The following is a 26,860-nucleotide window of genomic DNA, read 5'->3' as shown; positions in this document are numbered from 1 at the left end:
CGGGGCGCCCCCGGACAGGCTCAGGCCTGCGGGGCGACGGCCCTGCGGCGCGGCGGCCACGGCACCAGCATCGACGTCGTACGGCGATACTCGGCGTAGGCCGGATACTTCGACGCGGTGATCGACTCGGTGAAGATCGTCGAGCCGATGAAGAGCACCGTCAGCAGGGCAGGGCCGATGATCGTCGGATTCAGGACGCCACCGAGCACACCCGCGCCCGCCGCAGTGGCGGCCGTCGCGCCGATCGCGTAGAGGGCCCACCACTGTGCCTGCTCGAAGAAGAAGTTCGGGTGTCGGCTGTAGCGGAACAGCCCGGTGGTCGCGAAGCCGGGGGAGAGGGAGCCGCCCGCCTGCTTCTTGCGCTGATGGAAGGCCCACTGCTGCTGGTCGGCGATGGTCTCGCCGACCAGGAAGGCGAGGAACGCCGTGATGAAGAGCGCGTCCCACCCCGTCAGCGCCGAGGGGTTCTGCGCGGCGACGAGGGCCGGCAAGGTGATGAGGACGAGCAGTGTCATCTGATAGCCGATGATGAACAGCAGGTTGAAGATCTGGAACTGCCAGGGCCGCATGCGTGCGCGAAGAATCGCCCAGCGGTAGTCCTCCATGCCCGTGTAGCCGCCCTTGCGCGCGAAGTTGAAGGTCAGGCGGGCTCCCCAGGCGGTCACGAGCACCCCCATCAGCACGACGCGCGCCGATCCGTCGCCCTGCGCGAAGGCACCGGCGACGAAGATCCACACGTAGGCCACGGGTACGATCGACCAGGCACGGTCGACCCACGAGGTGTCGCGGGTGGCCAGGGACAGGATCCAGCAGGCCGCGCTGGTGGCCGCGGCGACGATGATCACGATCAGCAAGGCGTCCATGTCGCCATGCTAGGGCCACGCGGTGACGTCGTGCCGTGCGACACCGCGGCGGCTCAGAGCGAGCGCAGGAGCTCGTCGAGCTTGTCGGCGGTGTCTTCCCAGCCGTCGACGGCGACCGACGGCACGCCGATGGCCAGCACCGGGTAGTCGTTCCCGCCCTCGTCGAGCCGGTCGCCGTAGAACAGCATGTCCGTGAGCGGGATTCCGGTGTGAGCGGCGAGCTGCGTCATCCCGAAGGCCTTGTCGATGCCGGCGCGGGTGATGTCGATCGAGGTCGATCCGCCGGAGCGCACCTCGAGGCCGGGGAGGCGAGCGGCGACCGCATCCCGCAGAGCCGCGCGCTTCGCCCCGGTCGGATCCCAGTCGTGCTTGGCTTCGCGCGGGGCGCGCTGGCCCAGCGCGGAGAAGGTGATCTGCGATCCGCGGTCCTCGAGGATCTCGCCCCAGGGGTCCGCCTCCCAGAGCCCGAGACGCTCGGCCTCTTCGCGCAGAGCGATCAGGGCCGCCTGCTTCTCCTCGTCGCTGAGGTCGTGCGCGTAGACGGGCACGAAGTCCGCCCCGTCATGGCGCAGATACCGCGTGCCGCAGGTGGGCAGCAGATGGAGTCGTGCGAGCGCCGCAGGGGCCGCGTCACCGAGGCGGGCGACGACCTGCGAGCGGAACTGCGCCTCGTTGCCGCCCGAGATGATCGCGACGTCCACGGTGCGCAGCAGAGCCCGCAGTTGTTCGGCGATGCGCGGGTCGATCACTCCCTTGGACGGCGCGAGTGTGTCGTCGAGATCGAAGGCGACGAGGACAGGCGTGGTCATGGTGTCTCCAGCCTAGAAGGTGGGCGCGGGGAAGCTCGCGGCGCGAACAGCAGGGTGCACATGACAGCGAGGGCCACGCCGAACACGGCGCCCGTCGAGTTCGCCAGGACATCGGTGAGGGTCGCTGCACGATGGGGGAGTGCGAGGCGCTGAACTGTCTCGATCGCCAGGGAGAGCGCCGGTCCGACGAGCAGTGCGAGAGGCCAGACGCGGCGGGGGAGCAGCACGAAGGCGAGGATGCCGACCGGGATGAAGACGAGGATGTTCGCCAGGATCTCGAGGCGGGTGAAGTCGAGCGACGCCCAGCCGAGGCGATGGGCCATGCCGAGGATCACGTCGAGCAGATTGGGCATCGTGTGTTCGACGCGTGAGGGCGTCAGCGTGAGCGCCGCGAGGACGAGGAGGAACGGGATGCCGAGGGCGAGGGCCCAGGCGCGGGTGAACCGGCGCGGCGGCGGGAGCAGAGACCCCATGCGTTCCCTTCGTGCGTGAAGCCGATACAGAGAAGGCCGCCCCTGAGGGCGGCCTTCCGGTGTCACTGGTCGGGGTGACAGGATTTGAACCTGCGACCTCTTCGTCCCGAACGAAGCGCGCTACCAAGCTGCGCCACACCCCGTTTGCAACCCTCCGAGTCTACAGGGAAATGCTCCGTGCGCCGAATCGAGACCGGGATCAGTTCCGGGCCGTGAGCGTGAGCAGCGTCGCCTCGGGGCGGCACGCGAAGCGGACCGGGGCGTAGATCGAGTGACCGCACCCCGCGCTGACGTTGAGCGGGACCGTGCGCCCGCCGTGCGACCAGGTGCTGAGGTCCTTGGCCTGTTTGAGCGGGATATCGCAGTTCGCGACGAGTGCACCGTATCCGGGCAGGCAGACCTGACCGCCGTGTGTGTGGCCGCCGAGGATCGCATCGGCGCCGAGGGCGGTGAATCCATTGAGCACGCGCTGGTAGGGGGCGTGGGTGACGCCGAGCAACGGTGTCGATGCGTCGCGCGGACCGAGGGCACCGATCGCGTCGGGGAGCACATCGAGGCGGTCCCAGTCCCGGTGCGCGTCATTCACGCCGAAGGCGTCGACCACCGTGCCGGCGACCGTGAGGCGCGCTGCGGAGTTGTTGAGGTCGGTCCACCCCAGCTCGTCGGTGAAGTACCGGTCCATCGCCGCAGTGTCCAGCGGCGTCGGCTCATGATGCTTCTTCGACGGACCGAGGAAGTAACGCAGCGGGTTGCGCGGGGAGGGAGCGGTGACGTCGTTCGACCCGTGCACGAAGACGCCGGGGATACCGGCGAGCGGATCGAACGCCCGGCGGATGCCGGCGAGGCCGTCGAGGTGGCCGAGGTTGTCGCCGGTGTTGACGATCAGATCGGGCTTCAACTCCGCGAGCGATGCCAGCCAATCCTGCTTCCGATGCTGCCACGGCGCCATGTGCGCATCCGAGAGGTGCAGGATGCGGATCGGAGCTGAACCGGCGGGGAGGGCGGGGGCGGTGACCTCGCGCACCGTGAACAGGTAGCGCTCGATGCCGATGCCCCAGACGGCGGCAGCAGCACCGACGGCCCCCACCGCGCCGAGCGCGATGAGGGCCGGGTGGGCCGTGCGGCGCGAGGCTACTCGCACGTCACTCGCACGGCGGTGGACTTGCTCGTGGCGGTGCCGGGTGCCGGATCCGTGGAGCTCACGACAGCGTTCGGCGGGTTGCACGAGTTGTCGAAGTCGATCGACGTGAAGCCGGCGGCTCCCAGCGCGGCCGCCGCGTCCGCACGGGACATCCCGGCCAGGTTCCCCGGAACCGTGGTCCCCTGCCCGTTGCTGGGGGAGATCGTCACGGTCGTGCCTCCTGCGGCCTGCCCGGAGGGATCCTGGGCGACGACGATGTTCGTCGGCTGGTCGCTGTCGACAGCCGGCCCGTCTGTGACCGAGAAGCCTCGGCTCTCCAGCGTCGACCGCGCTTCGTCCATCGTCATCCCGACGACATTCGGCACCTCGGTGAGCACCCGACGGGTCAGGTTGTTGTCGGGGCGGGGGAAGGCGTCTCCGCCATAGGCACCGTTGGCCGCAGCCTGCGCAGCCAACGCCAGCGGGTACCGCATGTTGTTGAGCTGGTAGTTCCCGGCCCACTTCTGGTAGATGTCGGACTGGCCCTTCCAGCGCCCGGCCCACACCGCGGTCGTGACCTTGGTGCTGGACTCGATCATCATGGTCGACCAGCGGTCGTGGGTCCCGGTCTTGCCGATGAGCGGCGTGCCGTCGAACGGGTTGGCGCGGGCACCGGTGCCGCCGCCGGACATCACACCCTGAAGCGCGTAGGCGGCGGTCGCCGCGACCTCCTTCGAGATGACGCCGTCGGTGCAGGACGACTTCGGGAGCTCGCGGTCCTTGCCGTCGGGGCCGACCACGCGGTCGATCGCGCGCGGCGTGCAGTACTTTCCGCCGCTGGCGACCGTGGCGTAGGCGTTGGCCATCGCGATCGGGGAGATGTTCTTCGGGCCGAGCACGTCGTACACGACGTTCTCCTTAGTGACCTTTGTACCGTTGGCGAGCGTGACGCCCATGCGGTCGGCGACCTGGTTGATCTCGCAGATGTCCAGCTTCGAGGCCATCGCGAAGTATCCGCTGTTCAGGGACTGCCGGGTGAAGTCCATGACGCTGGCGGTGTAGCCGCCGCCGCCGCCGAAGTTGCCGATCTCTTTGGTGTCGGCGATGAGGGTTCCCCCGCCGCAGGACGCCGTCGTGAACTTCATGTTTGTCTGCACCCGGCCGTTGAGGACCTCGTTGACGGAGTGGCCCTTCTCGAGCCAGTCGATCAGGGTGAAGAGCTTGTAGACCGATCCGACCTGGAACCCGCCCGAGTTGCCGTTCTTCATATCCCCGGCGAAGACCAGCGAGCTCTTCGCCAGGTCATCCGTGCTCGTCTCATCGAACTGCGTGTTCTGCGTGATCGACAGGATGCGTCCGGTGCCCACCTCGATCGACACTCCGGCAGCACCGAAGTAGTCGTTGTCGTAGTTGGCCGGCACGATGTCCTTCATCGCCTGCGCGGCGGGGTCCTGGATGCGGTAGTCCAGCGAGGTGTAGATCTTGAGGCCCCCGCGGCGGAGCAGGTCCGCCCGGTCCTGCGGCTCCTTGCCGAATGCCTCGTCGTTCAGCACGATCGACTTCACGTACTGGCAGAAGTAGGCGTTGGCGCCCGCGGAGGCACAACCCTGCGTGGGCGGGTTGAGCGAGGGCGTGATCTCGGAGGCGTCCGCCTCGTCGTACTGCGCTTGGGTGATCTTGCCGTCCGCGAGCATGCGGCCGAGCACGTAGTGACGCCGATCCTTCGTGAGGGCGTAGCCGCTCTCGGCGGTGTTGAGCGCCTCACCCTTCGAATTCGTGACGGTGCCCTCGGGCTTGTCGATGCGGTACGTGTTGGGGTTCTGCACGATGCCGGCCAGCGTCGCCGCCTGCGCGACCGTGAGCTTCGCCGAGGTCGTGTTGAAGTAGTAGTTGGCCGCGGCCTCGATGCCGTAGACCGTTCCGCCGAAGTTCGCGATGTTCAGGTAGCCGAGGAGGATGTCGTTCTTCGAGAAGTCCTTCTCGATCTGGATCGCATAGCGCATCTCCTGGAGCTTGCGCTCGATGCCGTCGGCGCCCGTCGCGTTGGTCGCGTCCTTCCAGCACTGCTGCAGATCCTCGTTGTGCGTCTCCGAGGTCGTGTCGACCTTCTGCTCGCACTCCTGGATCAGCACGTTCTTCACGTACTGCTGGCTGATGGTCGATGCACCGCGGCTGGAGGTGCCGCGGACGTTGTCGATCAGCGCCTTCACCGTCGCGCCGACGTTGACGCCGCCGTGGCTGTAGAAGCTCTTGTCCTCACTGGACAGGATCGCGTCGTAGAGCACCGGGGAGACCTGCTCGTAGGTCACGGGCACACGATTCTGCTCGTAGAACGACGCGAGGGCGACGTTCTTGCCGTCGGGCGTCGTGGCGTAGATCGTGGACTGCTCCATCGGCGTACCCGGGTTGAGGTTCTCGGGCAGCTGGTCGAAGAGCGTGAGGGCCTGGGTGCCGGCGAGGCCGGTCATCGTGAGGACGGGCGTGACGCTCGCTGCGACCAGGAGTCCGGCGACGGCACTCAGCCCGACGAGCCCGACGAGTCCGCCGAGCACGCCTCTCACCGTGCGATTCTTTTGGGGCATACGCTTGATCGTAGGGGAGTTCCCTGAATACCGCCTTTGACGAGCCCGACGCGGAATCACGGCGTCGCGCCCCGATCGACAGGAGTGCCATGACCACGTGGGAGTACCTCACCACGCCGCTGCTCATCCACAACACCGCCGCGATCCTCAACAACTGGGGCAAGCAGGGCTGGGAGCTCGTCCAGGTCGTGCAGGGCCCCGAGGGTGGGCTCGTCGCCTACCTCAAGCGCCCTGTCACAGCCGAGGCTTCTGCCAACGCCGGCCTCGCTGCGGCGGAACAGGCCGCCCGCCAGTTCGAGGGGGAGCAGGCATGACCGTCGCAACCCGCCTGGCCGAGCTCGGCATCGAGCTGCCCCCGGTCGCCGCACCGGTGGCCGCCTACGTGCCCGCGGTCGTGCACGGCGGGCTCGTGTACACCTCGGGCCAGCTGCCGTTCGTCGAAGGCGCGCTCCCCGCCATGGGCAAGGTCGGTGCGGAGGTCTCCGCCGAGGATGCGAAGACCTACGCACGGACCTGTGCGCTGAACGCCCTCGCCGCGGCAGCGGATGCCGCGGGTGGACTCGACCGCATCGCCGGTGTGCTGCGCGTGGGCGGATTCGTCGCCTCCGCCGAAGGCTTCACCGGGCAGCCCGGGGTCATCAACGGTGCCAGCGATGTGCTCGGCGAGATCTTCGGGGACGCCGGGCGCCACGCCCGCGCGGCCGTCGGCGTCGCGGAGCTTCCCCTCGGCAGCCCGGTCGAGGTCGAGGTGGCCTTCCGCCTCGCCTGACCCGCCGCCCCGCCCGCGTGCGGGATCGAAAACGCGCCTCCCGGAAGCCCGGGAGGCGCGTTTTCGATCTTTCAGGGGGGCTTACTTCACCTGGGCCGAGATGATGCTCATCACTGCGGTGTCGGCGAGGGTCGTCGTGTCACCGACCTCGCGGCCTTCGGCCACATCGCGCAGCAGACGGCGCATGATCTTGCCGGATCGCGTCTTGGGGAGTTCGCCGACGATGTAGACGTCACGCGGACGCGCGATGGCGCCGATCTGCTCGCCGACCCACAGCCGCAGCAGCTGGGCGAGTCCTGCGGGCTCATGCGCCGCGAGGTAACTCTCCTTGATGATGACGAACGCGACGACGGCCTGCCCGGTGGTCTCATCCGATGCCCCGACCACGGCGGCCTCGGCGGTGGCTTCGTGCGCGACCAGCGACGATTCGATCTCGGCGGTGGACAGGCGGTGGCCCGACACGTTCATGACGTCGTCGACGCGCCCCAGCAGCCACAGGTCGCCATCCTCGTCGAGGCGGGCCCCGTCTCCGGCGAAGTAGTAGCCCTGGTCCTCGAACTTCTCCCAGTAGGTTTCGCGGTAGCGCTCCGGGTCGCCCCAGATTCCGCGCAGCATGCTCGGCCAGGGCTCCGTGATGACGAGCAGGCCGCCGTTGCCGTTGCCGACTTCGACACCGCTCTCGTCGACCACATCGATCGAGATCCCGGGCAGCGGCACCTGGGCGGACCCGGGCTTGGTCTCGGTGACGCCGGGGAGGGCGGAGACCATGATCGCTCCGGTCTCGGTTTGCCACCAGGTGTCGACGATCGGGGTCTTGCCTGCGCCGATGACGTCGCGGTACCACATCCACGCCTCGGGGTTGATGGGTTCGCCGACCGAGCCGAGCAGGCGCAGCGACGACAGGTCGAACTTCTGCGGGACGCTGCGGCCGATCTTCATGAAGGAGCGGATCGCGGTCGGCGCGGTGTAGAAGATGGAGACCTTGTACTTCTCGATGATCTCCCACCAGCGGCCGGGATGCGGGGTGTCCGGCGTGCCTTCGTAGAGCACCTGGGTCGCACCGTTCGCGAGCGGGCCGTAGGCCACGTAGCTGTGCCCGGTGATCCAGCCGATGTCAGCCGTGCACCAGAAGACATCGGTCTCGGGGTGCAGGTCGAAGACGTACTTGTGCGAGTACGCCGCCTGGGTGAGGTAGCCGCCGGAGGTGTGTAGGATGCCCTTCGGCTTTCCGGTGGTCCCCGAGGTGTACAGGATGAAGAGGGGGTTCTCCGCCGGGAACGCCGATGCGGTGTGCTCGGACGACGCTGCGGGGACGACGTCGTGCCACCAGACGTCGCGGCCCTCGACCCAGTCGACGTCGTTCTCGCCGCGCTTGACGACCAGCACGTGCTCGACGGTCTGCTGCTCACCGTCGCCCCGATCGGCCAGTGCCTGGTCGACCGCGGGCTTGAGCGCCGAGACACGGCCCTTGCGGTATCCGCCGTCCGCCGTGATCACCAGCTTCGCTCCGGCGTCGTCGATGCGTGAGCGCAGGCTGTCGGCGCTGAATCCGCCGAAGACGACCGAGTGGATGGCGCCGAGACGCGCGACCGCGAGCATCGAGGCGATCGCCTCGGGGATCATGGGCAGGTAGATCGCGACGCGGTCGCCCTGCCCCACTCCCAACCCTTCGAGCACGTTGGCGACACGCTTGACCTCGTCGGTCAGCTCGGCGTAGGTGATGCGGCGGGAGTCGCCGGGCTCTCCCTCCCAGTGCAGCGCGACGCGGTCGCCGTTGCCGGCCTCGACGTGACGGTCGAGGCAGTTGTACGCCACATTCAGCTCGCCGTCGTCGAACCACTTCGCGAACGGCGGATTCGTCCAATCGAGCACCTGCGTGAACGGCTTGTGCCAGTGCACGAGTTCGCGGGACTGCTCCCCCCAGAAGGCCTCGCGATCAGCCGCGGCGCGCTCGTACAGCTCCGGCGAGGAGATGGTCTGGGCGATGAATTCCTCCGACGGCGGGAATCGCCGGGTCTCATCGAGAAGGTGGTCGATCTGGCTGCTCATCGGCAGGCGCTCCTTTGCGGCATTCGGTCGTTCGAGCATGGTCGTGGGGTGGACGACCAGCTCAGGGTGAATCTATCCCCGCGAACTCCCCTCGCATACTGCCGAAAGTCGGTAGTGGTTTCGGTTTTGTGAGGACGGTTGCCTTGCGTACACTCGACGACAGCCGAAATCTCATTCCGGCCTTGGTGCGCCCGATTCCCCCGATCGTGGCCCACCGTGGGCGGCATCTCATTCCCCCCGTGAGGTGCCGCCCATTTCGTTTGGGAGCGCTCCCGCGTGATGGCTCCCGCGATGCCCGATCGACTCCTGCACGGGCGTTGCCGGATGGCACTTCTACACAGGCCTCGCTCCGCCCGTACTCGACCACGTTCTCGTGCCGGGGGCGCCGCCTAGCGTCGCGGTATGCCCGATTCGTTCGTCATCCAGCCCCGGGGAGCGGCCGCCGCCCGGACGGACTCCCTTCTCGACCCCCTGCACCTCGATCCCGCATTCGGTCCGCTTCTCGCCCACATCGACGACACCGTGACCGATGTCTTCGTGAACGGCACGGCCGGGCTGTTCGTCGACCGCGGCAGCGGCGCGGAACCGGCGACGCAGTGGCGGGCCTCCGAGCGAGAGGTCAGGGATCTGGCGGTTGCTCTCGTCGGTCTCGGCGGACGACACCTCGATGATCAAGCGCCGTGCGTCGACGTCCGTCTCGCTTCCGGTATCCGCGTGCATGCCGTGCTCGCGCCGGTCTCGACGACGGGAACGGCGCTCTCGATCCGCATCCCGAGGGTGCGCGCGGCGGATCTCTCGGCGCTCGCCGCCCTCGGCGCCTTCGACGCGCGCCAGCAGGCCTGGTTGCTCGGGCTCGTCACCGACCGAGCGAACATCCTCATCACCGGGGGCACCGGAACGGGCAAGACCACCTTGCTGTCCGCGCTGCTCTCCGAGGTCCCGCCGACCGAGCGCATCGTCACGATCGAGGATGTGGCGGAGTTGCGTCCCCGGCACCCGCACCACGTCGCGCTCGAAGCCCGCCAGGCGAATCTGGAGGGGGTGGGTGGAATCACCCTTGCTCGCTTGGTGCGGGAGTCCCTGCGCATGCGGCCCGACCGGCTGGTGGTCGGGGAGTGTCGAGGGGAGGAGGTGCGTGAGTTGCTCAGCGCGCTCAACACCGGGCACGACGGGGGAGCGGGCACGATGCACGCCAGCGGTCTGCGCGACGTGCCCGCCCGACTCGAGGCGCTCGGTGCGCTCGCGGGGATGGATGCCACTGCGCTCGCACGGCAGGCGGTGAGCGCGTTCTCCGTGGTTCTCCATCTCGATCGAACCCCGGATGGTGTCCGTCGGATACGCCAGGCCGGTCGCCTCGTGCTCGTGGCCGATCGCCTGGATATCCAGGAAGTGTCCCCGTGGTGATCCGACTCAGGCAGGCGCACCGCAATGAGTCGGCAGGCGCCGCAGAGGCCGCGACATCGGTGCAGACGCTGGCGGTGCTGTTGCAGGCGGGCGCGGTTCCTCTCACTGCGTGGCGACATCTCGCAGGCACCGGCGACCCGCATGCGGTGGCCGTGGTCGGGCGGGTCGACGAGGGCGTCCCTCTCCTCTCGGCGATCGAAGCCGAGCGGGGGGCGTGGACCGATCTCGCAGCCGCGTGGGAGATCGCGACGACCGTCGGCGCACCTCTCGCGGAAGTGCTCCGGATCATCGCGGAGTCGCTGCGCGATGCCGCCTCGGCAGCCGACGACGTCCGCATCGCCCTCGCGGAACCCGCGGGAACAGCCCGTCTGCTGCTCTGGATGCCGCTCGCGGGGCTCCTTCTCGGATTCGCGCTCGGCTTCGACACCCTCGGCGTCATCGTCGGCACCCCCCTCGGCGCCGGCTGCGTGGTCGTGGGCCTGCTCCTGGTGCTGGCGGCGCGACAGTGGACGAAGGGACTTCTGCGGCGGGCGAAGCCAGGGCCGGGCACGCCAGGGATGCGCGCGGAACTCGTGGCCGTCGCGCTCGCCGGAGGAGCGTCCATCGACCGGGCGCTTGCACTCGTGGACGACAGCTCCGCTTCGGGAGGGAGTGACGAGCGGATCCGCGCCGTGCTCGATCTGTCCCGAGCGGCGGGGGTGCCCGCGGTGGAACTGCTCCGCGCGTCCGCGGCGCAGGACCGCCATGCCGCTCGGGTCGGAGGCCGTCTCCGCGCGGCGAAGCTCTCGACACGACTCCTGATCCCTCTCGGAGTGTGCACCCTGCCGGCGTTCCTCCTGCTCGGTGTGGCCCCGATGCTCCTGAGCGTCCTGTCATCGACACCCTTGCCGTTGTGATCGCCCCCGTGGCCATCCGTCCTCCATACGAACATCTCAGAGAAAGAAGGAACACCATGACGACCATTCCCCGACTCGACCGGCGCAGGGCGGCGATGCTGTTCGGCGACGACACCGGTGCGGCCACAGCGGAGTACGCGATCACGACAATGGCGGCTGTCGCGTTCGCCGGTCTCCTCGTCGTGATCATGAGATCCGATGAAGTCCGCGGCATCCTGACGGATCTCGTGCGGCGCGCCCTGACCGTGTCGTGAGGAGCCTGCGGATCATGGCCCCGCGGCGACGGACGACATCGCTCATCGCCGTCGAGGGCGAGCGGGGCTCGGTCGCGGCAGAGCTCGCGCTCGCCGTGCCCGCTGTGGTGCTGGCGCTGCTGCTGGGCGCGGGCGCGCTCGGAGCCGCATCGCGTCAGGTCGCGCTGCAGGATGCGTCGGCCGATGCCGCTCGCCTGCTCGGTCGGGGAGAAGGACTCGGCGCCGCGGAGGGGGTTGTGCGTGCGGCGGTCCCGGGCGCCGGGGTGTCCGCGTCGCGCCGCGGTGAGCTCGTGTGCGTCACCTCGTCGGTGGAGGTCTCGTGGGGTGCGGCGGTGCGGGTGCCCCTGCGGGCGTCGAGCTGCGCGCTCGACGGAGGACTCTGATGGCGGGCACGGCGCTCGCTGCGGGTGTCCTCGCCGTGGCGGCCGCGCTGTCCCTCGGCTTGGCGGCGGTGGCCGGTGCCTCGGTGACGGCGCAGCGGGCGGCGGGCGCTGCGGATGCCGCGGCACTCGCTGCGGCCGATGCCGCCAGCGGCGCCGTGCCGACCTCGGCGGAGCCGTGCGCCCTCGCCGCGACAGTCGCGGAGGCCGCCGGTGCCGACCTCACCGGATGCGTTCTGGAGGGCTTCGTGGCGACCGTGGAGGTGCAGGCGGCGTACGCTGGACTCGCAGCCGTCTCCCGAGCCCGTGCCGGGCCACCCGAGGGACAGTGACGGCCGCGCGACCTCGCTCACTGTGAATGACCCCACACAGTGGTGTGTATGGTGTGCTTCGAAGAAAGGACGCACCCTTGGCTGAAGGCAAGAAGCTCGTCATCGTCGAGTCCCCGACGAAGATGCGGTCTATTCAGGGATACCTCGGCGACGGCTACGAGGTGCTCAGCTCCGTCGGCCACATCCGCGACCTCGCCGACAAGAAGGACATTCCGGCGGAGGACAAGCAGGCCTACGGGAAGTACTCGATCGACATCGACAACGGGTTCGACCCGTACTACGTCGTGTCCGATCGCAAGACCAAGACGGTCGCCGAGCTCAAGCGCGCCCTCAAGAGTGCCGACGAACTCCTGCTCGCGACAGATGAGGACCGCGAAGGCGAGGCGATCGCCTGGCACCTTCTGGAGACCCTCAAGCCCAAGGTCCCGGTCAAGCGCATGGTCTTCCATGAGATCACCAAGGATGCGATCCAGGCGGCCGTCGGCAACACCCGCGAGCTCGACCACGACCTCGTCGATGCCCAGGAGACCCGCCGCATCCTCGACCGTCTGTACGGCTGGGACGTCTCCCCGGTGCTCTGGTACAAGGTCAAGACCGGAATCTCCGCGGGACGCGTCCAGTCGGCGGCGACCCGACTCATCGTCGACAGGGAGCGTGAGCGCATGGCGTTTACCTCCGCCGAGTACTGGGACGTCGACGCCGCAGCCGCGGCGACCGGCACGTCCTTCAAGATCCGCCTCGTCCGCGTCGACGGCGGCCAGCTCGCACGAGGCGCCGACTTCGACGACGACGGAAAGCTCAAGAAGGCCGTCGTCGTCCTCGATGAAGCCGCGGCTTCCGCTCTCGCCGAGGCGATCGACGCGGTCGGCTCCGGCTCCGTCACCAAGGTCGAGGCCAAGCCGGGAACGCGCAGCCCCTACGCGCCCTTCACGACCTCGACGATGCAGCAGGAGGCCGGGCGCAAGCTCTCCATGGGAGCCAAGCAGGCGATGGGTGTCGCCCAGCGGCTGTACGAGAAGGGGTACATCACCTATATGCGTACCGACTCCACGTCGCTGAGCACCCAGGCGGTGCAGGCGGCGCGGAGCCAGGCGGTGGCCCTCTACGGTGATGCCGCCGTGCCGCTGAAGCCGCGGGTCTACAAGTCCAAGAGCAAGAACGCGCAGGAGGCGCACGAGGCCATCCGTCCCTCGGGCGACAACTTCCGGACGCCGGCATCGCTGTCGTCCGATCTCGATCGCGATGAGCAGCGCCTCTACGACCTCATCTGGAAGCGCACGGTCGCCAGCCAGATGGCCGACGCGAAGTACGAGACCACCACGGTCACGATCGCCGTCGATGCCGCGGGGAAGAAGGCCGAGTTCACGGCGTCCGGAACCGTCTACACCTTCAAGGGCTTCCTCGAGGCCTACGAGGAAGGGCGGGACGAGAAGCGCGGTGACGCGGATGCCGCGGAGAACCAGTCGCTCCCGGCCGTCGCCGTGGGCGATCAGCTCGCGGTGTCGGACGCTGAGGCGAAGGGCCACCGCACGACGCCGAAGCCGCGCTACACCGAGGCTTCGCTCGTCAAGGTGCTCGAGGAGAAGGGCATCGGTCGTCCCTCCACTTTCGCGTCGATCCCCGAGACGATCCTCGACCGCGGCTACGCCGTCAAGCGCGGCCAGGCCTTGGTGCCGACGTGGCTGGCGTTCAGCGTGGTGCGTCTGCTCGAAGAGCATTTCGCGGACCTCGTCGACTACGACTTCACGGCAGCGCTCGAAGACGACCTCGACACCATCGCGCGCGGTGAACAGAACCGTGTCGAATGGCTCAAGTCGTTCTACTTCGGCTCGGACTCGCACGTCGGTCTCCGTCAGGTCGTCGACAACCTCGGCGAGATCGATGCGCGTGCGCTGAACTCCACGCGCATCACCGACACGGCCACTCTCCGCTTCGGCAAATACGGCCCGTACCTGGAGGTCGCCGACCCTGAGAACCCGGAGGCGAAGCCGCGCATCGTGAACGTGCCGGAAGACCTGGCGCCCGACGAGCTGACAGCGGAGAAGGCGCAGGAGCTCATCGATGCTCCTGTCGCGGGCGACCGTGTGCTCGGGGAGAACCCGGCGAACGGCAAGATCGTCGTCGTCAAGGACGGCCGCTTCGGGCCTTATGTGCAGGAGAACGATCCGGTGGCGGAAGACGCCGCGATCGATGAAGCGACCGGAGAGGTCGTCGAGGCCCCGAAGCCGAAGCGCGGAGCGAAGAAGGAAGCGGCTCCCAAGCCGCGGACGGCATCGCTCTTCCGTTCGATGTCCGTCGATGAGATCGACCTCGACACGGCGCTGCAGCTGCTCAGCCTCCCGCGCGTGGTGGGTGTCGACCCGGAGTCCGGCGATGAGATCACGGCGCAGAACGGCCGCTTCGGTCCGTACTTGAAGAAGGGCACGGACTCCCGCTCCCTCGAGAGCGAGTCGCAGATCTTCAGCATCACGCTCGAGCAGGCGCTCGAGATCTACGCGCAGCCCAAGTACGGTGCCGGTCGACGGGCGTCGAGCGCGCTCGCCGAGTTCGAGGCCGATCCCGTCAGCGGCAAGCCGATCCGCATCCGCGACGGTCGTTTCGGGGCGTACGTCACCGACGGAGAGACCAACGTGACCATCCCACGTGGTCAGACCGTCGAAGACATCACCTTCGAGATCGCGGTGCAGATGCTCGCCGACAAGCGCGCCAAGGGGCCGGCCCCCAAGCGGGGAGCAGCGAAGAAGGCTCCGGCGAAGAACGCGCCAGCCAAGAAGACGGCGGCCAAGGCGACCTCGGCGAAGAAGGCCTCCGCGAAGAAGACCCCGGCGAAGAAGACCCCGGCGAAGAAGACGACAGCGGCGACATCGGCCGCGCGGTCGGCGGCGGCGAAGAAGGCGGCGGCCACCCGTGCGGCGAACGCGGCCGCGAAGGCCGCCGAGAAGGCGGACTCGTGACCTCAGGCCGCGGGGTGTGGATCACACTCGAAGGCGGCGACGGGTCCGGCAAGACCACGCAGTCGAACCTGCTCGCCGAGTGGCTGGTGGCTGCGGGTCGCACGGTCGTGCGCACGCGGGAACCGGGCGGCTCCGAGGTCGGCCAGCTGATCCGCGACATCGTGCTGCATCACCGCGGTGACATCGCACCGCGCGCGGAGGCGCTGTTGTACGCGGCCGACCGCGCGCATCACGTCGCGACCGTCGTGCGACCGGCGCTCGAGCGTGGCGACGTCGTGCTGCAGGACCGCTACCTCGATTCGTCCGTGGCGTATCAGGGGGCCGGGCGCGTGCTCGATGCGAAAGAGATCCGCGACCTGTCGCTCTGGGCGGCAGAAGGTGCCCTTCCCGACTTGACCGTGCTTCTCGACCTCGATCCTGCGGCAGCACGCACCCGTCTCGACTCGGCGGACAAGCCGTTCGACCGCCTCGAGGCCGAGCAGGAAGAGTTCCACGGCCGGGTCCGCGACGCCTACCTCACCCTCGCCGACGCCGAGCCCGACAGGTTCCTGGTTCTGGACGCCGCTGCCTCTCCCGAGAGCATCGCCGAACGGATCCGCGCGCGGGTCGGAGAGCTGCTCGGCTGATCAGGCCGCGGCTCTCCGCGCGGGGAGGTCAGGGTCCCGACGAGGTCGGTGGTCCCGATTAGGCTGAGTACATGCCCCAGACCGTTCCCGCTCCGTTCCCGTGGGTGGATGTGTGGGGGCAGGACGCCGCGGTCGACACGCTCCGTGCCGCCGCCTCCGATCCCGCTGCGCTGTCGCACGCCTGGCTGATCACCGGTCCACCCGGATCAGGAAGATCGACCCTGGCCTATGCCTTCGCGGCCGCGCTGATCGCCGATCACCCCGACGACGAGAACGTGATGCGGCAAGTGCTGGCGGGCACGCATCCCGACGTCACCGCGCTGCGCACCGACAAGGTCATCATCACGATCGCCGAGGCCCGAGGCCTGGTGGAGCGCTCCTACTTCGCCCCCTCCGCGGGGCGATATCGCGTGATCGTGGTCGAAGACGCCGACCGCATGGTCGAGCGCACGTCCAACGTGCTCCTGAAGGCGCTCGAGGAGCCGCCGGAGCAGACGGTCTGGATCCTGTGCGCCCCCAGCGAGGCCGACCTCCTGCCCACGATCCGCTCTCGCGTGCGGTCGTTGCGGCTGACGGAACCGGACGTCGACGATGTCGCGCGTCTCATCAGCCTGCGCACGGGGGCGGACGAGGCCATCGCCGAGCAGGCCGCTCGGCACGCGCAGCGCCACATCGGCATGGCCCAGAGGCTCGCGACCGACGATGCGGCGCGCCGTCGCCGCGACGAGACGCTGCGATCCGTCCTCGGTGTACGCGGCGTCGGCGATGCCGTCGAGGTCGCCGGCCGGATCATCCAGGCCGCGACGGAGGATGCGAAGGCGCTCACGGCCGAGCGCGATGCGAGCGAGCGCGCCTCGCTGCTGCGCACGATCGGCATCGCGGAGGGGCAGGCGGTGCCGCCGGCGCTGCGCACCCAGCTGTCCGCGCTCGAAGACGATCAGAAGAAGCGCGCCACCCGGAGCCTGCGCGACGGGATCGACCGGGTGCTCACCGACCTGCAATCGCTGTTCCGTGACGTCGTGATGCTGCAGTTCGACCGTGGCGGCGACCTCATCAACCGAGAACTCCGTCCCGAACTCGAGGAGCTCGCGGCCGTCTGGCCCGTGACCCGTACTCTTGTCGTACTTGACCACCTAGCCGAGACGCGGCAGTCCCTGGAGCGCAACGTCGCTCCGCTGCTAGCCCTGGAGAGCTTGCTCGTGACGATCACGAGCGGGAGGAAACCGTGAACAACCGATCGACTTCCCGCTTCCGGCGTGCCCTCGGGGTCATCGCCGGCCTCGCCGCGGCTTCCGTCGCCCTCTCCGGCTGCCTCTACGCGATGATCCCCGAGCAGTCCTCGCGGCCGTCCACGACCGCCGCTCCCGATACCGAGGGTGTGGCAGAAGACCTACTGCCGTTCTACTCGCAGGAATTGACCTGGACCGAGTGCGGCACCGGCTTCGACTGCACCGACGTCACGGCGCCGCTCGACTGGGAGAACCCGGCAGCGGGCGACATCACGCTCGCGGTCGTGCGCCACAGGGCGGAGGGGACCCCGGTCGGCTCGCTGCTGACCAACCCCGGTGGCCCGGGCGCCAGCGGTGTGGACCTCGTCCTGAACAACCTCGGATTCGCCGTCGGGGCCGACCTCATCGAGAACTTCGACGTGATCGGCTTCGACCCGCGCGGAGTCGGCGACTCGACCGCGGTGACCTGCTACGACGCCCCAGAGATGGATGACTATCTCTACGGCATCCCCGCCGCCGCCCGCGGTACCGCGGAGTGGGAGGCCGAACTGCTCGACGCGCACAAGTCGTTCGCCGAAGCGTGCGATGCGAACAGCGGCGGGATCCTGCCGTACATCACCACCGTCAACGCCGCCCGCGACATGGATCTGATCCGTGCCGTGCTGGGCGACAAGCAGCTGAACTACCTCGGCTACTCGTACGGCACATTCCTCGGCGCGACCTACGCCAAGCTCTACCCCGAGAAGGCCGGGCGTCTGGTGCTCGACGGTGCGATCGATCCCGCTGTCCCCGGCCTCGAGGTCGGCGCGACGCAGGCACTCGGTTTCGAATCGGCGCTGCGCGCCTACATGCAGAGCTGCCTCGACTCCGGGGAGTGCCCGTTCGCCGGAACGGTCGATGAAGCGATGGCCGATCTCGGAGCGCTGCTGGCGAGCGTCGATCGCACGCCGTTGCAGAGCGGAGACGGTCGACTCATGGGCGCGGACACCCTGCTGACGGGCATCATCGCGGCGCTCTATTCGCAGGACAACTGGGGATTCCTCACGCAGGCGCTCGATGAGGCTCTGCAGGGCGACCCGACCTCGGCGTTGCTCCTCGCCGACTTCTACAACAGCCGCGAAGACGGCGTCTACATCGACAACTCCACCGAGGCGTTCCGCGCATACAACTGCATGGACTACCCGGTGGAGGACGACCCCGCCGCGGAAGCCGCCATCGATGCCAAGATCGCCGAGGGCGCCCCGACCATCGCGCCGTATTGGAGCGGTCCGGATTCCTGCGAGGTCTGGCCCTATCCGCCGACCGGAACCCGGGGTGAGATCGCGGCCGAAGGCGCGGGACCCATCCTCGTGATCGGGACGACCAACGACCCGGCGACGCCGTACGAGTGGTCCGAATCGCTCGCGGATCAGCTGGAGGAGGGCGTTCTCATCACTCGCGTGGGCGAGGGGCACACCGGCTACAACAAGGGCAACATCTGCGTCGACGACGCGGTCGAGGCGTTCCTGCTCGACGACGTGGTGCCCGAAGACGGCCTCCGCTGCGAGTGAGACCGGCCCGATTCGCGAGCGAGCGCGAGACAGGGTAATATCGGTGATCGCGCCGCTCACGCGTCGCACGCCGCTTTAGCTCAGTCGGCAGAGCATTTCACTCGTAATGAAAAGGTCGTCAGTTCGATTCTGACAAGCGGCTCCGAAGGCCCCGTGATGCGAAGAACATCACGGGGCCTTTCCCGTCCGCACGGCGTAACCTCGAAGTATGAGTAGAGCGCTTCTCATCGTCGATGTGCAGAACGACTTCACCGAGGGCGGTGCGCTCGAGGTCGTGGGCGGTGATGCGGTGGCCTCCGCCGTCACGGGCTACCTCGCCGCGCACGCCACGGATTACGAGGTGATCATCGCCTCCCGCGACTGGCATGACGCCGAGGGGGACAACGGGGGTCACTTCGCCGAGACGCCGGACTTCATCGACTCCTGGCCGGTGCACTGCGTCGCCGGGACCCCGGGGGCCGACTACGATCCGCTCCTCGTGACCGATTCCGTGACCCACCACGTCCGCAAGGGCCAGGGCAAGCCCGCCTATTCGATGTTCGAGGGGGAGACCGAAGCACAGGAGACCGTCGGTGAGGTACTGGCGGCGGCCGGGGTGCTCAGCGCGGATGTCGTCGGGATCGCGACGGATCACTGTGTCCGTGCGTCAGCCCTCGACGCGATCGCCCACGGTGTCCACGTCCGCATCCTGACCGACCTCGTCGCGGGGGTCGCTCCGGAGGCGAGTGAGACCGCGTTGGCCGAGCTCGTGCATGCCGGCGCGGAACTGGTCGTGAGCGCGGACGCGTGAGTCATAGCGTCCTCCTGCTGCGGGCCGTGAACGTCAGCGGGCGCAACAGGGTTCCGATGGGGCGGCTGCGCGACGTGCTGGCAGCCGAGACGGACCTCGCCGATATCTCCACCTACATCGCCAGCGGGAACATCCTCTGCGCGACTCCACCGGATCCCGAGACCGCACGCGCTGCTGTCCGTTCCGTGATCCACCGCGAGTTCGGGGTGGACACCCCCGTGATCCATCGGACCCATGCGCAACTGGTCTCGTCGGAGTCCGCGCAGCCCTTTCCCGAAGGGGATGTGACTTTCGTGCACGCGATGTTCCTGGAGGGGCGGGCTGCGAGTGGTGCGCTCGCAGCGTTGGAGGAACGCCTGCTCCCTGCAGAGCGCCTCGCTCTCGTCGACGACGACCTGTGGATCGACTACGGCGAAGGCGGCGTGCATTCCACGAAGCTGACGAAGGCGGTGCTCGATCGTGCGCTCGGCGTGGCGGGCACAGCGCGCAACCTCCGCACGATCCGTGCGCTCATCGAGCTGACCGCGTGATCCCCGCGGGCGCCGTCGAACTCGCGTTGCCTTTCGAGGGGCGTTGGAAGGCGCAGAACAGCCCGGCGTCCCGCGTGCCCAGCCATGGCACCGAGCTGTTCGGAACCTCCCACGCGATCGACTTCGTGCCCGTCGGTGCGGATGGGCGCAGCGCCCCCCGTACGCTCGCGAGTCTGATCGGAACCGAGAGACCGGAGACCTTCGGGGGCTTCGGGCGGCCGATCCTCAGCCCGGTCACGGGAGAGGTGCTGGCGACCCACGATGGCGAACCGGATCACGTGGCGAGGCGATCCCCGCTGTCGCTGCTGGGGTATGCACTCACGCAGTCTTCGCGCATCCGTGCGGGGGCGCCGGCGATCGCAGGCAACCACGTGGTCCTCCGCGTGCCTGAGGGAGTGGTGCTGCTCGCCCACCTGCGGAGGGGAAGCATCCAAGTGCGTGGGGGACAGAGAATCCTCCAGGGCGCGAAGTTGGGTGAGTGCGGCAACTCGGGGAACAGTACCGAGCCTCACCTGCACGTGCAGGTGTCGGACTCGCTCCTGGGGAATGCCCGTGGCGTCCCCCTCGTCTTCGCTCGACCGACCGGTGGCCCGTGGATACCGCGGAACGGTGAGATCGTCGACGTCTGAGCCTCAGCGCCCTGCACCACCGAGTTCCCCGCTCACCCCGACCGGCGGTGTGTGAGGGTGCGCCTGCAGGTCGACACGTCGGGATCCGCAGTTCGCACAGCGCACGTAGAGCACGACGCCCTCGCTCGTCGGGTGTCGGGATTCCACCCGCCAGCCGTGTTCATGGGTCGCGGTCTCCGGTCGGAGGCGGGGGATCGGGAGAGTGTTCGGCGAGGTCATGCATCCAGCGTGATGTAATGGTCTTATGCATCTCAACCCTTACGGCGAGTATGCGGTCCTGCTGGCCGCGTCGTTGGCGAACGACTGGCCCGAGGATCGCGCCGGCATCGAGGAGCGCACCCTCGCCCTCGGGATGACGCAGACATTCCCACCCGCGCCCGAGGACCATGCGGAAGTCCGAGCGGTCATCGACGACTGGCTCACGATCGTCGACGAGCCCGATGCCGACGCGAGGGCGCTGCTGCTGAACGCACAGCTCGCCGCCGCCGCCGCGTACCCGCGGCTGACCAACCACGACGGCGAGGGCTGGCACCTGCACTACCGCGATGACGTGCCGTCGCTGCCCTACGTGCTCCGGGCGATCATCAGCCTCGGCACGTCGCTGCATCTCGTCACCCGGGGAATGAGCAGGCTCGGGCGCTGCCAGGCCGCGCCGTGCACGAATGTCGTGGCGGACGTGACGCGCAACGGTCGCCAACGGTTCTGCTCCGTGCGCTGCGCCAACCGTGCGGCCGTTCGTCGGCATCGGGCTCGCCTCTGAGGCCGAGGTTTCGGCCTCAGAGGCGCGGCATCAGGCCGTCTGGCCCGCGTGCTTCCCTTCACCGATCTCCTCGACGAGCTTCGCGTTGAAGGCCGGGAGATCATCGGGTGTGCGGCTGGAGACGAGTCCTTCGTCCACGATGACCTCTTCGTCGACCCAGGTCGCTCCGGCATTGCGGAGGTCGGTGGTCAGGCTCGGGTAGCTCGTGAGCGTCCGGCCGTCCACGACGTCCGCCTCGATGAGGATCCAGGCGCCGTGGCAGATCACGCCGACGGGCTTGTGCTGGTCGAAGAAGGCGCGGGCGAGCGCGATCGACGGCTTGTCGAGGCGCAGGTGGTCGGCGTTGACGACACCGCCGGGAAGGACGAGGGCGTCGAAGCTGTCGGCCGCCGCCTCGGAGGCGAGCAGGTCGACGGCTTGCTCGTGACCGTTTTTCCCTGTGATCGCCGCTCCCGCCGGGGCGATCAGTGTCGCGCTCGCGCCCGCGGCGGTGACCGCCTCCCACGGGCTGGTGAGCTCGCTGTCCTCGAATCCGTCGGTCGCCAGGAACGCCACTCGGTTGCCGGTGAGGGTCATCGTTCATCCTTTCGTGGGGAGTCGCCCGCGGATGCGGACGAGTCGACCTTCTACCGGAACGAGCGAGGAGTGAAGGGGGTGGCCGGGGAGCGGGGGAGGATGCTAGAGGCGGAGTCGGGCGGTCGCGGAGCGCTCCCGTCGGATCGGAGCGGGGAGGCAGTAGCATCCAGCCATGCGCTTCCGTTCTGCCCTCGTCCTCGTGCCGGTGCTCGTGCTGCTCGCCGGCTGCGCTCCTGAGCCCGCGCCGAGCCCCTCGCCGACCGCGTCGACCGCCTCGCCTTCGCCGACGTCATCTCCGATCGACACGGCGACACCACAGCCGACCGAGTCTGCGACGGCATTCGCGACCGCCCAACTGGTGGAGCTGTGCACGCAGAAGACCCGGAGTCTCGCGCCGGATGCGACCTATTTCGCCGACATGGCGACCACGGAATGGCTCGGCGGGCAGTCGCTCTGGTTCGTCGTGATCCCGAAGACCCTGGACGGGCAGGACAGCGTCGCGGTGTGCGCGATCGGCGGCACCCCGGACGCTCCGGTGTTCGACCTCGAAGGCGAGACGCTGCCGAGCGGCGTGGCCGAGATCCGTGACGAGCTGCTGGCAGGAGTGCACGACGGCGAATCCTGAACGGGTTCGGTGCGCTCGTGCTGCGGTGGGCCCCGTGGGGCTCGAACCCACGACCCGCGGATTAAAAGTCCGATGCTCTGCCGACTGAGCTAGAGGCCCCTGCGTCAAGTGTAGTGCGCAAGAAGAAGGGCCGTCAGCGACATGACTCCGCTGACGGCCCTTCTCTCCTTCTCAGGATCCTCCCCCTACTCCCGAGAAGGGCGTGCGTCGGGTGTCCTCCCACCCGACAGCGCCCGGCTTAGGATGCCGGGGGCATCAGGACCGTGTCGATGAGGTACACGGTCGCGTTCGCGGTCTGGACTCCACCGCAGATGACCTTCGCGTCGTTGACCATCAGGTCGTCGCCGCTGCCCGTGACCTCGAGCTCGGCGCCCTGCACGGTCTTGTGCATGCCGTCGATGTCGGCCGGCTCGATCTGGCCGGGGACCACGTGGTAGGTCAGGATCGAGCTCAGCGTGGCGCTGTCGGTCTTGAGGGCCTCGATCGTGGCCGGGTCGATCTTCGCGAAGGCGTCATCCACCGGTGCGAACACGGTGAACTCGCCGCCGTTCAGGGTGTCGACCAGGTCGACGTCGGGGTTGAGCTGTCCGCTCACCGCCGAGACCAGCGTGGTCAGCAGCGGGTTGTTCGAAGCCGCGACCGCGACCGGGTCCTGGGCCATGCCCTCGACGGATCCTGCGCCGTCCGGCACGGCGTCGGCGTATGCCGCGCAGCCGGGACCGACCAGGTTCGCCGCCGGGTCCATCTCCGTCGGCGTCGACTCCGACGTCTCCGGTGCCTTCGGCTCGGACGACTCGTCCGTGGTGCTGCCGCTGCCCATGGAACAGGCCGAGAGCAGGAATGCGCTCGCCAGGCCGAGGGTGATTGCCGCGGTGACCTTCTTCTTGGTGCTGAACATGTCGAGCTCCTTCAGAACTGAGCCACGGCCTCTCCGTGGCGTCGAGTGCTGTTCGGAGCCCCTGCGGCATCGGATGGGAAGAATCTCAGAAATCTTTGAAATCGCTCCGGCAGCGGCCTCGTCTGCGCGAGACCGGGGCGGAGATACGGCATGCTTATAGGGATGGTCATCGATGGGTTCGACGTTCCCGAGGACGGAGCGACGCAGGATGCTGTCGCCGACCTCATCGTCCGCGTCGCGTCAGGTGATCAAGCTGCCTTCGCGACTCTCTACGATCTGCTCTCCTCTCGCGTGTTCGGCCTCATCCTCCGTGTGCTGGTCAACCGCTCGCAGAGCGAAGAAGTGCTTCAAGAGGTCTTTCTGGAGATCTGGCAATCCGCTTCGCGCTTCGCTCCGAACAGAGGTCAGGGACGAGCATGGATCATGACGATCGCTCATCGCCGGGCCGTTGATCGGGTGCGTGCATCGCAGTCGAGCGCCGACCGAGACGTACGAGCAGGATTCAAGGACATCGGCGTCGCGCACGACAGTGTCGCGGAGCAGGTCGAATTGGGGATAGAGGGAGGGAAGGTCGTCGAAGCGCTCTCGGGGCTTCCGGAAGCGCAGCGCGAAGCACTCGTCCTCGCGTATTACGGCGGTTACAGTCAAAACGAGATCGCGGCCCTCGTGGGCGCGCCGCTGGGGACGATCAAGACACGGATGCGAGACGGGTTGACCCGTCTGCGCACGGCGATGGGGGTGACGGCATGAACGAGAAGGACTTCGCAGAGCTCGCGGCAGGTGCCGCGCTGCACTCGCTGTCTGCAGACGACGAGCGTCGGTACCTCGCTGCCCTCGCGGAGCACCCGGAATGGGAGGACACCGTGGATGAGGATGCTGCCACCGCTGCGTCACTCGCGGACCCCGTCGAACCGGTCGCCGCTCCCGCGCACATCCGATCCGCGCTGCTCGCACAGATCGCGGACCTGCCCCAGGACGGCGGAACGCGGTCCGATCCGGATGCCACCTCGGCGATCACGGACGCCCCCGTCGCCACCCAGAGCGATGCCATCGACACTCGTGCCGAGCAGAAGCCGAAGCAGCGCCGCTGGACGCGGAGCGTGTTCGCCCTGGCGGCGTGCCTGGCCGTGCTGGTCGGCGTCGGAATCGGTGCGGTCGCCCTCAACCAGCAACTGAATACTCCCGCCAGCGTGGTCGCGCTGCAGGAGATCGAGGCCGCGGGAGACGCCGAGCAGGCGACCGTCGCCCTCGATGACGGGGGATCGGCGACCGCGCACTGGTCCGCCTCGGTCGGCAAGGCCGTGCTGGTCGCCGACGGCATCCCCACCCCTGCAGAGGGGGAGACATACGAGCTCTGGTTCGTCCGCGGTGATGCCCCGGTCTCGGCGGGTGTGTTCGATGTGGACGGCGGCGACGCCACGGCGCTCCTGACGGGCGAGATGCAGGCGGGCGACGCGATCGCCGTGACCGTCGAGCAGGCCGGTGGATCTCCGACGGGCCAGCCGACCACGGACCCGGTCATCGTCATCCCCACGGCCTGACCGTCGTCGATCGCGCGTACCCTGGAGGGATGCCCGAGCAGCACCACCGCCCCGTGCGTCGCCCCACCACCGCCTTCGACAACATCGTCGGTTCGCACGATCCCGCCGAGGAGACCCGTGTCGCGCACGCCACGGCTTCCGCGCTGCTGACCCGTGTACGAGCGGACGAGAGCGGCGCGAGCGCCGAGCGACTCGTGGCCTTCACCGCAGAGCACGGCATCGACGAGATCGCCGAGCTCTGGTCGAAGGCACCATCGCGCACGCTTCCCGGAGCACTGTGGCGTCTCTACGTGCTGCAGCTCGCGATCCACGCGGACGCTCGCACGGCCGCACTGCTCTACGACCGGGGCCGTGTCGAGCTGTCGTCGGCGGACACCGTGATCGCGGGTGCTCCGGTGCCGGCGGGGCCGGAGGAACTCGTCGCCCTCATCGACACCATCCTGCGCGGGGTCTTCCGCGGCGACTTCGCCGTGGCACTCGATCGCGCCGCCGCTTTCTGTCGTGTGCAGGCGTCCGGTGCGACCCATACCGCCGACGACTACGAGCCGACGGAGCCTGCGCGCGCCAGCGAGCTCACGACGCGGGCACTCCGCTTGAGCAGCTATGCGCAGGATCTGGCAGCTTCGGCCGTGCTGTGGCGCACAGGAGCCCTCAGCTGAGCGGATCCTCACCGGGGGAGCGCTGGTGCTTCCGCAGCGTTCGGCGCGCCTGGACAAGAAAAGACCGGGCCGCAAGAACGCCTCTCGGCGGAAGGCCGCTCGTAGCGGCAAAAAATGGAGCCCGGGGTTATGCGGCCCGGCCATTCAATTGTAACGCGATGCAGCCGTGGGTATTCCCGCCCTCTAGGCTCGGATCATGACCGGGCGCTTCGCATTCATGATCGATCCCGTGGACATCGAGGAGCAGCGCTCCGACTACGCCGACACGTTCACCCAGGTGGATGCGGCGGCGCCGGCGCTCAGCGTCGGTGAACTCAGTACCCAGCGGGGTGACGGCGTGTTCGAGTCCATCGGCGTCGTCGACGGGCACGCGCAGGAAGTGGTCCCGCATCTGGAGAGGCTCGCGCACTCCGCGCGCCTGTGCGATCTCCCCGCACCGAACCTCGAGCAGTGGCATCAGGCCATCGACGAGGCGGCGGCACAGCTCGGATCCGGTGAGTCCGTCATCAAGCTCATCCTCAGTCGTGGCGTCGAGCACGGGCCCACTCCCACGGCCTGGGTCACGGCTGCACCGGCGCCCGACTTCTCCGCCGTGCGGGAGAACGGGGTGCGCGTCGTCACTCTGGACCGTGGTTACGACCTCGGCGCGGCCGAGCGGGCACCGTGGTTGCTGCTGGGCGCCAAGACCCTGTCGTATGCCGTGAACATGGCGGCCCTGCGTGAGGCTCACCGCCGCGGCGCGGACGATGCGATCTTCCTTTCGAGCGACGGCTTCGTGCTCGAGGCACCCACGGCTTCGCTGATCCTGCGGTTCGGGGACCGCTTCGTGACCCCGGCGCCGAACGGGGGCATCCTGCACGGGACGACCCAGCTCAGCGTGTACGAGCACCTCGCGGCGCAGGGCTTCGAGACCGCCTACGACCGTATCCCGGCAGCGGATCTCCCGCGAGCGGATGCGGCCTGGCTGGTGTCGAGCGTCCGCCTCGCCGCGGCCATCACCGCGATCGACGGTGCCTCTCTCCCGGTGGACCCCAGCTTGACAGCCGACCTGAACCGCTACCTGCTCTCTCCCCGCGACTGAAGCCTCTCCTCGGTCCGGTTCGCTGGGCCGAAACGGAGAGCATCCGTCCGCACTGCGGTGTGCCCCACCAGACACGCCGTGACGTGCGCGAGACGTCTCTGTTTTGGCACGCCACACCCCGTGTCGGCGAGCCACGCAGTCGTCAGAGGAGAGCCGGGGCGAGGTGTGCTCCGCGTGCGAGAGCACCCCGGATCGCGGTCTCCACGAGCGGCCAGTCGTCGATGATGAGCTCGTAGGTGAACCGGAGAGTCGTGTACCCGGCGCGGCTTCGCCGACACGGACCCGGCCCTCATCCCAGTGCATCACGCAGTCCTCGCACGCCGACCGGGGGGTTCCCGCGTTCCCCATCCAGACGTGGTGAACGGAAGTGAACAAGTCGCTGTGTTCCCTCCGGTGCAGTCGTCGCACACGACCCTCGGATATGCGAAAACCCAGACCATCGGGACTCAGAGCGGCGTGTCGTTGGGGGACACGCCGTCAC

General features: G+C 68.5%; 29 protein-coding genes and 3 tRNA genes. 21 read left to right on the top strand and 11 right to left on the bottom strand.

Going from position 1 to position 26,860, the window contains the following annotated elements:
* Positions 1–20: 20 nt before the first annotated feature.
* The 6 genes from LRQ07_RS13155 to LRQ07_RS13130 all read right to left on the bottom strand — a co-directional run bounded on the left by LRQ07_RS13155 (position 21) and on the right by LRQ07_RS13130 (position 5,847).
* Positions 21–863, bottom strand: a complete 843-nt coding sequence (locus tag LRQ07_RS13155) for a DUF1295 domain-containing protein (RefSeq protein WP_232763596.1) — start codon at positions 861–863, stop codon at positions 21–23.
* A gap of 53 nt (positions 864–916) precedes the next feature.
* Positions 917–1,672: an HAD-IIB family hydrolase gene (locus LRQ07_RS13150; RefSeq protein ID WP_256534864.1), complete on the bottom strand. Its 756-nt coding sequence runs from the start codon at positions 1,670–1,672 to the stop codon at positions 917–919.
* Positions 1,669–2,145, bottom strand: a complete 477-nt coding sequence (locus LRQ07_RS13145; protein WP_134351989.1) for a VanZ family protein — start codon at positions 2,143–2,145, stop codon at positions 1,669–1,671. The genes LRQ07_RS13150 and LRQ07_RS13145 overlap by 4 nt, the downstream gene beginning before the upstream one ends.
* Before the next feature lie 66 nt (positions 2,146–2,211).
* Positions 2,212–2,288, bottom strand: a tRNA-Pro gene (locus LRQ07_RS13140).
* A gap of 56 nt (positions 2,289–2,344) precedes the next feature.
* Entirely contained in the window at positions 2,345–3,286 is a 942-nt protein-coding gene (locus LRQ07_RS13135; protein ID WP_256534863.1) for a metallophosphoesterase, read from the bottom strand.
* Complete coding sequence (locus LRQ07_RS13130) at positions 3,277–5,847, bottom strand: transglycosylase domain-containing protein (RefSeq protein WP_232763600.1); 2,571 nt, start codon at positions 5,845–5,847, stop codon at positions 3,277–3,279. Before LRQ07_RS13130 ends, LRQ07_RS13135 begins: the two co-directional genes overlap by 10 nt.
* An 89-nt stretch (positions 5,848–5,936) precedes the next feature.
* Here LRQ07_RS13130 and LRQ07_RS13125 point away from each other — a divergent pair, with 89 nt between their 5' ends.
* Both LRQ07_RS13125 and LRQ07_RS13120 read left to right on the top strand, forming a co-directional pair.
* Complete coding sequence (locus tag LRQ07_RS13125) at positions 5,937–6,161, top strand: hypothetical protein (protein ID WP_047521785.1); 225 nt, start codon at positions 5,937–5,939, stop codon at positions 6,159–6,161.
* The gene (locus LRQ07_RS13120; protein WP_256534862.1) at positions 6,158–6,616 is read left to right on the top strand and encodes a RidA family protein; all 459 of its coding nucleotides are present in this window, start codon (positions 6,158–6,160) and stop codon (positions 6,614–6,616) included. Before LRQ07_RS13125 ends, LRQ07_RS13120 begins: the two co-directional genes overlap by 4 nt.
* An 81-nt stretch (positions 6,617–6,697) precedes the next feature.
* Here the strand turns inward: LRQ07_RS13120 and acs are convergent, their stop codons facing one another.
* Positions 6,698–8,665: an acetate--CoA ligase gene (acs, locus tag LRQ07_RS13115; RefSeq protein WP_131491406.1), complete on the bottom strand. Its 1,968-nt coding sequence runs from the start codon at positions 8,663–8,665 to the stop codon at positions 6,698–6,700.
* A gap of 402 nt (positions 8,666–9,067) precedes the next feature.
* Between acs and LRQ07_RS13110 the strand changes: the two genes are divergently transcribed.
* The 13 genes from LRQ07_RS13110 (at position 9,068) to LRQ07_RS13050 (ending at position 20,239) form a co-directional block, all read left to right on the top strand.
* Complete coding sequence (locus LRQ07_RS13110; RefSeq protein WP_256534861.1) at positions 9,068–10,069, top strand: TadA family conjugal transfer-associated ATPase; 1,002 nt, start codon at positions 9,068–9,070, stop codon at positions 10,067–10,069.
* Positions 10,066–10,965 carry a type II secretion system F family protein gene (locus LRQ07_RS13105; protein ID WP_319944131.1) on the top strand — a complete coding sequence of 300 codons (900 nt, stop codon included), beginning with the start codon at positions 10,066–10,068 and terminating at the stop codon, positions 10,963–10,965. The genes LRQ07_RS13110 and LRQ07_RS13105 overlap by 4 nt, the downstream gene beginning before the upstream one ends.
* A gap of 56 nt (positions 10,966–11,021) precedes the next feature.
* A complete protein-coding gene (locus tag LRQ07_RS13100) occupies positions 11,022–11,219 on the top strand; it encodes a DUF4244 domain-containing protein (protein ID WP_047521780.1) in 198 nt (65 codons plus the stop codon).
* A gap of 14 nt (positions 11,220–11,233) precedes the next feature.
* Positions 11,234–11,602: a TadE family type IV pilus minor pilin gene (locus LRQ07_RS13095; protein ID WP_232763604.1), complete on the top strand. Its 369-nt coding sequence runs from the start codon at positions 11,234–11,236 to the stop codon at positions 11,600–11,602.
* Positions 11,602–11,931 carry a helicase gene (locus LRQ07_RS13090; RefSeq protein WP_134351979.1) on the top strand — a complete coding sequence of 110 codons (330 nt, stop codon included), beginning with the start codon at positions 11,602–11,604 and terminating at the stop codon, positions 11,929–11,931. The genes LRQ07_RS13095 and LRQ07_RS13090 overlap by 1 nt, the downstream gene beginning before the upstream one ends.
* A gap of 77 nt (positions 11,932–12,008) precedes the next feature.
* Positions 12,009–14,885, top strand: a complete 2,877-nt coding sequence (topA, locus tag LRQ07_RS13085; protein WP_256534859.1) for a type I DNA topoisomerase — start codon at positions 12,009–12,011, stop codon at positions 14,883–14,885.
* Positions 14,882–15,511 (top strand): dTMP kinase, encoded by a 630-nt coding sequence (gene tmk / locus LRQ07_RS13080; protein ID WP_256534858.1) that lies wholly within the window; start codon positions 14,882–14,884, stop codon positions 15,509–15,511. Before topA ends, tmk begins: the two co-directional genes overlap by 4 nt.
* A gap of 71 nt (positions 15,512–15,582) precedes the next feature.
* Complete coding sequence (locus LRQ07_RS13075) at positions 15,583–16,740, top strand: DNA polymerase III subunit delta' (RefSeq protein ID WP_047521576.1); 1,158 nt, start codon at positions 15,583–15,585, stop codon at positions 16,738–16,740.
* On the top strand, positions 16,737–18,290 hold the full coding sequence (locus LRQ07_RS13070) for an alpha/beta hydrolase (RefSeq protein ID WP_256534857.1): 1,554 nt from the start codon (positions 16,737–16,739) through the stop codon (positions 18,288–18,290). The genes LRQ07_RS13075 and LRQ07_RS13070 overlap by 4 nt, the downstream gene beginning before the upstream one ends.
* Positions 18,291–18,359: 69 nt before the next feature.
* Positions 18,360–18,432: transfer RNA gene (locus LRQ07_RS13065), tRNA-Thr, on the top strand.
* 66 nt (positions 18,433–18,498) lie between these two features.
* Positions 18,499–19,080, top strand: coding sequence for an isochorismatase family protein (locus LRQ07_RS13060; protein WP_256534856.1), 582 nt, complete (start codon positions 18,499–18,501; stop codon positions 19,078–19,080).
* Positions 19,077–19,610: a DUF1697 domain-containing protein gene (locus LRQ07_RS13055; RefSeq protein WP_256534855.1), complete on the top strand. Its 534-nt coding sequence runs from the start codon at positions 19,077–19,079 to the stop codon at positions 19,608–19,610. Before LRQ07_RS13060 ends, LRQ07_RS13055 begins: the two co-directional genes overlap by 4 nt.
* The gene (locus LRQ07_RS13050) at positions 19,607–20,239 is read left to right on the top strand and encodes a M23 family metallopeptidase (RefSeq protein WP_256534854.1); all 633 of its coding nucleotides are present in this window, start codon (positions 19,607–19,609) and stop codon (positions 20,237–20,239) included. The genes LRQ07_RS13055 and LRQ07_RS13050 overlap by 4 nt, the downstream gene beginning before the upstream one ends.
* Positions 20,240–20,242: 3 nt before the next feature.
* Here the strand turns inward: LRQ07_RS13050 and LRQ07_RS13045 are convergent, their stop codons facing one another.
* On the bottom strand, positions 20,243–20,458 hold the full coding sequence (locus LRQ07_RS13045) for a hypothetical protein (protein ID WP_256534853.1): 216 nt from the start codon (positions 20,456–20,458) through the stop codon (positions 20,243–20,245).
* A 25-nt stretch (positions 20,459–20,483) separates the two neighbouring features.
* Between LRQ07_RS13045 and LRQ07_RS13040 the strand changes: the two genes are divergently transcribed.
* Complete coding sequence (locus LRQ07_RS13040; protein WP_256534852.1) at positions 20,484–20,999, top strand: CGNR zinc finger domain-containing protein; 516 nt, start codon at positions 20,484–20,486, stop codon at positions 20,997–20,999.
* Positions 21,000–21,029: 30 nt separating this feature from the next.
* On the opposite strand, the gene LRQ07_RS13035 is transcribed toward LRQ07_RS13040, so the two are convergent.
* Positions 21,030–21,575 (bottom strand): type 1 glutamine amidotransferase domain-containing protein, encoded by a 546-nt coding sequence (locus LRQ07_RS13035; protein WP_047521566.1) that lies wholly within the window; start codon positions 21,573–21,575, stop codon positions 21,030–21,032.
* A gap of 172 nt (positions 21,576–21,747) precedes the next feature.
* Here LRQ07_RS13035 and LRQ07_RS13030 point away from each other — a divergent pair, with 172 nt between their 5' ends.
* On the top strand, positions 21,748–22,200 hold the full coding sequence (locus tag LRQ07_RS13030) for a hypothetical protein (protein WP_256534851.1): 453 nt from the start codon (positions 21,748–21,750) through the stop codon (positions 22,198–22,200).
* 26 nt (positions 22,201–22,226) lie between these two features.
* Here LRQ07_RS13030 and LRQ07_RS13025 read toward each other — a convergent pair.
* Positions 22,227–22,299 (bottom strand) — tRNA-Lys (locus tag LRQ07_RS13025).
* A gap of 139 nt (positions 22,300–22,438) precedes the next feature.
* The gene (locus LRQ07_RS13020; protein WP_248541178.1) at positions 22,439–23,098 is read right to left on the bottom strand and encodes a fasciclin domain-containing protein; all 660 of its coding nucleotides are present in this window, start codon (positions 23,096–23,098) and stop codon (positions 22,439–22,441) included.
* A 150-nt stretch (positions 23,099–23,248) separates the two neighbouring features.
* On the opposite strand from LRQ07_RS13020, the gene sigK reads away from it, so the two are divergent.
* The 4 genes from sigK (at position 23,249) to LRQ07_RS13000 (ending at position 26,379) form a co-directional block, all read left to right on the top strand.
* Positions 23,249–23,848, top strand: a complete 600-nt coding sequence (gene sigK, locus LRQ07_RS13015) for an ECF RNA polymerase sigma factor SigK (RefSeq protein WP_208526474.1) — start codon at positions 23,249–23,251, stop codon at positions 23,846–23,848.
* Positions 23,845–24,639, top strand: coding sequence for an anti-sigma factor domain-containing protein (locus tag LRQ07_RS13010; protein WP_256534850.1), 795 nt, complete (start codon positions 23,845–23,847; stop codon positions 24,637–24,639). The genes sigK and LRQ07_RS13010 overlap by 4 nt, the downstream gene beginning before the upstream one ends.
* Positions 24,640–24,668: 29 nt before the next feature.
* Positions 24,669–25,298 carry a DNA-directed RNA polymerase subunit beta gene (locus tag LRQ07_RS13005; protein ID WP_256534849.1) on the top strand — a complete coding sequence of 210 codons (630 nt, stop codon included), beginning with the start codon at positions 24,669–24,671 and terminating at the stop codon, positions 25,296–25,298.
* A 196-nt stretch (positions 25,299–25,494) separates the two neighbouring features.
* The gene (locus tag LRQ07_RS13000) at positions 25,495–26,379 is read left to right on the top strand and encodes an aminodeoxychorismate lyase (protein ID WP_134351961.1); all 885 of its coding nucleotides are present in this window, start codon (positions 25,495–25,497) and stop codon (positions 26,377–26,379) included.
* Positions 26,380–26,860 lie beyond the last annotated feature (481 nt).

This window comes from Microbacterium sp. J1-1, assembly GCF_024498615.1.
GTDB classification, from domain to species: domain Bacteria; phylum Actinomycetota; class Actinomycetes; order Actinomycetales; family Microbacteriaceae; genus Microbacterium; species Microbacterium aurugineum.
The sequence above is the reverse complement of the archived record's forward strand: the minus strand, read 5'-3'. Positions and strand labels throughout refer to the sequence as shown.

Excerpts from the sequence above, each read along its gene's own strand:
- LRQ07_RS13155 (WP_232763596.1), bottom strand. The coding sequence starts at position 863 with ATGGACGCCTTGCTGATCGTGATCATCGTCGCCGCGGCCACCAGCGCG.
- LRQ07_RS13150 (WP_256534864.1), bottom strand. The coding sequence starts at position 1,672 with ATGACCACGCCTGTCCTCGTCGCCTTCGATCTCGACGACACACTCGCG.
- LRQ07_RS13145 (WP_134351989.1), bottom strand. The coding sequence starts at position 2,145 with ATGGGGTCTCTGCTCCCGCCGCCGCGCCGGTTCACCCGCGCCTGGGCC.
- LRQ07_RS13130 (WP_232763600.1), bottom strand. The coding sequence starts at position 5,847 with ATGCCCCAAAAGAATCGCACGGTGAGAGGCGTGCTCGGCGGACTCGTC.
- LRQ07_RS13125 (WP_047521785.1), top strand. The coding sequence starts at position 5,937 with ATGACCACGTGGGAGTACCTCACCACGCCGCTGCTCATCCACAACACC.
- LRQ07_RS13120 (WP_256534862.1), top strand. The coding sequence starts at position 6,158 with ATGACCGTCGCAACCCGCCTGGCCGAGCTCGGCATCGAGCTGCCCCCG.
- acs (WP_131491406.1), bottom strand. The coding sequence starts at position 8,665 with ATGAGCAGCCAGATCGACCACCTTCTCGATGAGACCCGGCGATTCCCG.
- LRQ07_RS13110 (WP_256534861.1), top strand. The coding sequence starts at position 9,068 with ATGCCCGATTCGTTCGTCATCCAGCCCCGGGGAGCGGCCGCCGCCCGG.
- LRQ07_RS13100 (WP_047521780.1), top strand. The coding sequence starts at position 11,022 with ATGACGACCATTCCCCGACTCGACCGGCGCAGGGCGGCGATGCTGTTC.
- LRQ07_RS13095 (WP_232763604.1), top strand. The coding sequence starts at position 11,234 with ATGGCCCCGCGGCGACGGACGACATCGCTCATCGCCGTCGAGGGCGAG.
- LRQ07_RS13090 (WP_134351979.1), top strand. The coding sequence starts at position 11,602 with ATGGCGGGCACGGCGCTCGCTGCGGGTGTCCTCGCCGTGGCGGCCGCG.
- LRQ07_RS13075 (WP_047521576.1), top strand. The coding sequence starts at position 15,583 with ATGCCCCAGACCGTTCCCGCTCCGTTCCCGTGGGTGGATGTGTGGGGG.
- LRQ07_RS13060 (WP_256534856.1), top strand. The coding sequence starts at position 18,499 with ATGAGTAGAGCGCTTCTCATCGTCGATGTGCAGAACGACTTCACCGAG.
- LRQ07_RS13045 (WP_256534853.1), bottom strand. The coding sequence starts at position 20,458 with ATGACCTCGCCGAACACTCTCCCGATCCCCCGCCTCCGACCGGAGACC.
- LRQ07_RS13040 (WP_256534852.1), top strand. The coding sequence starts at position 20,484 with ATGCATCTCAACCCTTACGGCGAGTATGCGGTCCTGCTGGCCGCGTCG.
- LRQ07_RS13035 (WP_047521566.1), bottom strand. The coding sequence starts at position 21,575 with ATGACCCTCACCGGCAACCGAGTGGCGTTCCTGGCGACCGACGGATTC.
- LRQ07_RS13030 (WP_256534851.1), top strand. The coding sequence starts at position 21,748 with ATGCGCTTCCGTTCTGCCCTCGTCCTCGTGCCGGTGCTCGTGCTGCTC.
- LRQ07_RS13020 (WP_248541178.1), bottom strand. The coding sequence starts at position 23,098 with ATGTTCAGCACCAAGAAGAAGGTCACCGCGGCAATCACCCTCGGCCTG.
- sigK (WP_208526474.1), top strand. The coding sequence starts at position 23,249 with ATGCTTATAGGGATGGTCATCGATGGGTTCGACGTTCCCGAGGACGGA.
- LRQ07_RS13010 (WP_256534850.1), top strand. The coding sequence starts at position 23,845 with ATGAACGAGAAGGACTTCGCAGAGCTCGCGGCAGGTGCCGCGCTGCAC.
- LRQ07_RS13005 (WP_256534849.1), top strand. The coding sequence starts at position 24,669 with ATGCCCGAGCAGCACCACCGCCCCGTGCGTCGCCCCACCACCGCCTTC.
- LRQ07_RS13000 (WP_134351961.1), top strand. The coding sequence starts at position 25,495 with ATGACCGGGCGCTTCGCATTCATGATCGATCCCGTGGACATCGAGGAG.